4 protein-coding genes are annotated in these 3,451 nt (G+C 73.7%); 2 read left to right on the plus strand and 2 right to left on the minus strand.

Translation table 11 applies throughout. The features are described from left to right. Positions 1-401, minus strand: a 401-nt coding sequence (locus E2651_RS42145; RefSeq protein WP_209446387.1) for a hypothetical protein, incomplete at its 3' end; no start/stop codon positions are given. A gap of 204 nt (positions 402-605) precedes the next feature. On the opposite strand from E2651_RS42145, the gene E2651_RS44475 reads away from it, so the two are divergent. Both E2651_RS44475 and E2651_RS42150 read left to right on the plus strand, forming a co-directional pair. Beyond that, positions 606-770: a hypothetical protein gene (locus tag E2651_RS44475; RefSeq protein WP_167829073.1), complete on the plus strand. Its 165-nt coding sequence runs from the start codon at positions 606-608 to the stop codon at positions 768-770. Then, positions 770-1,810, plus strand: coding sequence for a serine/threonine-protein kinase (locus E2651_RS42150; RefSeq protein ID WP_135336553.1), 1,041 nt, complete (start codon positions 770-772; stop codon positions 1,808-1,810). The genes E2651_RS44475 and E2651_RS42150 overlap by 1 nt, the downstream gene beginning before the upstream one ends. An 87-nt stretch (positions 1,811-1,897) precedes the next feature. On the opposite strand, the gene E2651_RS42155 is transcribed toward E2651_RS42150, so the two are convergent. Then, the gene (locus tag E2651_RS42155) at positions 1,898-3,172 is read right to left on the minus strand and encodes a streptophobe family protein (RefSeq protein WP_135336554.1); all 1,275 of its coding nucleotides are present in this window, start codon (positions 3,170-3,172) and stop codon (positions 1,898-1,900) included. Between the last annotated feature and the right edge of the window lie 279 nt (positions 3,173-3,451).

Consider the following 3,451-nt stretch of genomic DNA (forward strand, 5'->3'; position numbering starts at 1 on the left):
GTCCGCCGGTGGATGGTGCTGCGGCGGGTCTGGAGCCGACGCGGGTGGTTGGGGGCGTGCCGGGGGCGGGTGCGGCGCGTGCTCCGCGCGGAGAAGCCCCGCAGGGCGCGCCGGTGGATGGTGCTGCGGCGGGTCTGGAGCCTACGCGGGTGGTTGGGGCCATGCCGGAGGCGGGTGCGGCGCGTGCTCCGCGCGGAGAAGCCCCGCACGGTCCGCCGGTGGGTGGTGCCGCAGTGGGTCCGGGTCCGGAGACGACGCAGGTGGTTGAGGCCGTGCCGGAGGCGGGTGCGGCGCGTGCTCCGCGCGGAGAAGCCCCGCAGGGCGCGCCGGTGGATGGTGCCGCAGTGGGTGCGGAGACGACGCAGGTGGTTGAGGCCGTGCCGGGGGCCGGTGCGGTGCATGGCCCGCGCGGCGATGCTCCGTACGGTTCGCCCGCGAACGGTGCCGCGGCGGGTGCGGAGCCGACGCGGGTCGTTGAGGCCGTACCGGAGGCGGGGCAGGCTCATGCCTCGCGCGGCGATGCCCCGTTTGGTGGTGCCTCGCGCGGTGCGGGTCCGCGGGGCGGCACTTCGCAGGGTGCCGCGCCCGGCTCGGAGCCGACGCGGGTGGTTGAGACCGTGCCGGAGGCGGGGCCGGTGCGCCGCCCGCACCGTGAAGCCTCGTACGGCGATGGCTCGCACGGCCGTGACCCGTACGGCGAAGAACCCACCCGTGTGATCCCGCCCGTCGCCGCCGATCCCGTACCGCCGCACCGGTCCGGTGACGCGTGATGGGAGCCTCGTCGCGGGAGACGGGTCAGAGCGTGCACTCCGGGCGGCCCTCGGAGCTGGTCGGCAAGCAGATCGCGGGGTATCGGATTGAGGGCGAGGTCGGTCGTGGTGGCATGGCCGTCGTCTATCGCGCCAAGGATCTGCGCCTGGACCGCACCGTCGCCCTCAAGCTGCTCGCCCCCGAACTCGCGCGCAACGACACCTTCCGGAAGCGCTTCACGCACGAGTCACGCGTGGCCGCGTCGATCGAGCACCCGCACATCGTGCCGGTCTTCGAGGCGGGTGAGACCGACGGAGTTCTGTACATCGCCATGCGGTACGTTCCCGGGCTCGACCTGCGTCACGTGCTCGACCGCTCGGGGCCGCTCCCCCTAGGCGCCGCCCTGCGCATCGCCGTGCAGGTCGCGTCCGCGCTCGACGCGGCCCACGACCACGGCCTGGTCCACCGGGACGTCAAACCCGGCAACATCCTCGTCGACAAGGGCACGGACAGCGACCATCCGGAGCATGTCTATCTGACGGACTTCGGCCTGACGAAGAAGTCCCTCTCGCTGACCGGGTTCACCACCGTGGGCCAGTTCGTCGGCACCCTCGACTATGTGGCGCCGGAGCAGATCTCGGGGCGCCCGGTGGACGGCCGCTGCGACGTCTACAGCCTCGCCTGCGTCGTCCACGAGACCATGGCCGGCGGCCCGCCCTTCCAGCGCGACGACGACATGGCCTTGCTGTGGGCCCATCAGTACGACCAGCCGCCCCGCCTGACCGAGCTGCGGCCGGATCTCCCCAGGGGCGTCGATGACGTCCTGGCCAAGGCGCTGGCCAAGAGTCCCGAGGATCGGTATGGGTCCTGCCTGGAGTTCGTGGCTGCCTTGCGTGCCGCAGCTGTGGGTGGCGGCGGCGGGCATCCGCCGACTCAGGTGGACATGGGGGGCATGGGGGGCATGGGGGCCCCGGCCGCCCCGGCTGCCCCGGCCGGGCCGGAGGTGCCGCCGGAGCCGCCCCGTTGGGCGCGGGCGGTGTTTCGGCGGCTGCCGGGCTGAGGGCTCTGGGGGGTTCTGCGGGGTGTGCCGTGCGGATCTGCGGGTGCGTTGTGGCTGGTCGCGCGGTTCCCCTCCCCGGTGTCTCCCTCAGGCCTCCTCCGGCTCCGTCTCCACCTCGCCATGCCTGCGGACGCGTCGCGTCAGCAGGCCGCCGATGAAGCCCGTGACCAGGCCCCAGGCCAGGGCGAGGCCCAGTGCCGTCCACAGTTTCGGGCTCAGGAGTACCAGGCCGGAGAGGCCGCCGCCGAGGTCGCCGATGCCCAGGAGCGAGAGGCCGTAGTGCGCCTCGATGCGGACCAGCAGACAGACGGCGAGCACGGTGAGCATCAGCGCCACCGCCATGTGCACGGCGTGCTGCCAGGCCCGCATCCGCGCGGGCGAGCGCGCCGCCATCACGAGCGCGGCCCACAGCACCATGACCGCGGCGACGGCGAGGAGCCACCACACCCGGCTGTCGTACTCGGCGAGCGTCTGGAGATTGAGCGTGGAGTTCTCCGGCGTACGCAGGACGTCGTCCAGGACCTGCGGCATGGGCAGCCCGAACGGGCCCTCCACGCGGCCTTCCCAGGACGCGCCGAGCCCGAGGGTGAAGGCGAGCCAGAGGAGATTGGGCAGCCCGAGCAGGATCACCGCGAGCGTCTCGGCGGCGTGACCCTGTGTCGCCGCCACGACGAGACCGATGACCAGGCCCAGAGCGACGTACGAGAGCAGGAGCACCACCATCGCGAAGGCCGCGGGCCGCACGGACTCCTGGAAGCGCAGCAGCCGGGCCGGGAGCGGTGCCCGGCGCGAGACCAGCAGGGCCACGGCGAGCACGCCCGCGAGCCACAGGAGACCGAAGACGAGCGTGAGGGGTACGTCGGTCTCGAAGCCGACCCTGGGCGAGGCATCGAGCACATCGCTGATGTCGGAGGCCGTCCCCTCGCCGAGCGAGATGGTGAAGCGGTGCCGGGCCGCGAGGCCGAGGCCGATCAGGAGCAGCACCCACAGCGCCGCGACCCGGCCGGCCCAGCCGGCCAGCTCGCTCGTGCCCGCGACCGCCCGGTGCCGCAGCGGCCTGAGGAATCCGGCGGCGATCACCAGGGCCCCGGCCAGGCCGACCGAGAGAGGGAGCACGGAGAGGTCCGCGTTGGTCTCGGCGATCGCACCCGCGTCCCCGGACAGCTTGACGGAGCCGCCCACCGCCATCACGACCACGGCGGCGGCGACGCTGGGGAACGCGCCGCCGGGCAGATCGGCGGCGCCCGCGGCCCACAGGCCGAGCGCGGCGAGGATTGCCATGACCAGCAGGGCGGCGAGCACGGCCACAAGGGCGTGCGGCCATCCGTGGGGGGCCCGCCGGGGCGGTGTCTGGTCGGTCACGTTGTCACGTTAAGCAGCGCTGCGGCGGCCCGCCCCTCGGGGAGGGCCGACCGCGTCAGTCGCCGACCGTGTCAGTGCGACCGCGTCCGCTTGCGGGCCGCCAGGAACCGCGGCACACAATAGGCGCGTACCGGGACAAAGAGGTGTGAACTCTCTGTACGCCCCGCGCCCCGCAGATCCCCTACGCAGGGAAGAACTCGTGAGTGTCGAACCGCCGTCGTCCGGCCGGCCCACCGGGCCCCCATCCGGCCCGCTCTCGGGCCCCTCCCAGCCGGGCGC

It is taken from the genome of Streptomyces sp. MZ04 (genome assembly GCF_004684775.1).
GTDB lineage: Bacteria > Actinomycetota > Actinomycetes > Streptomycetales > Streptomycetaceae > Streptomyces.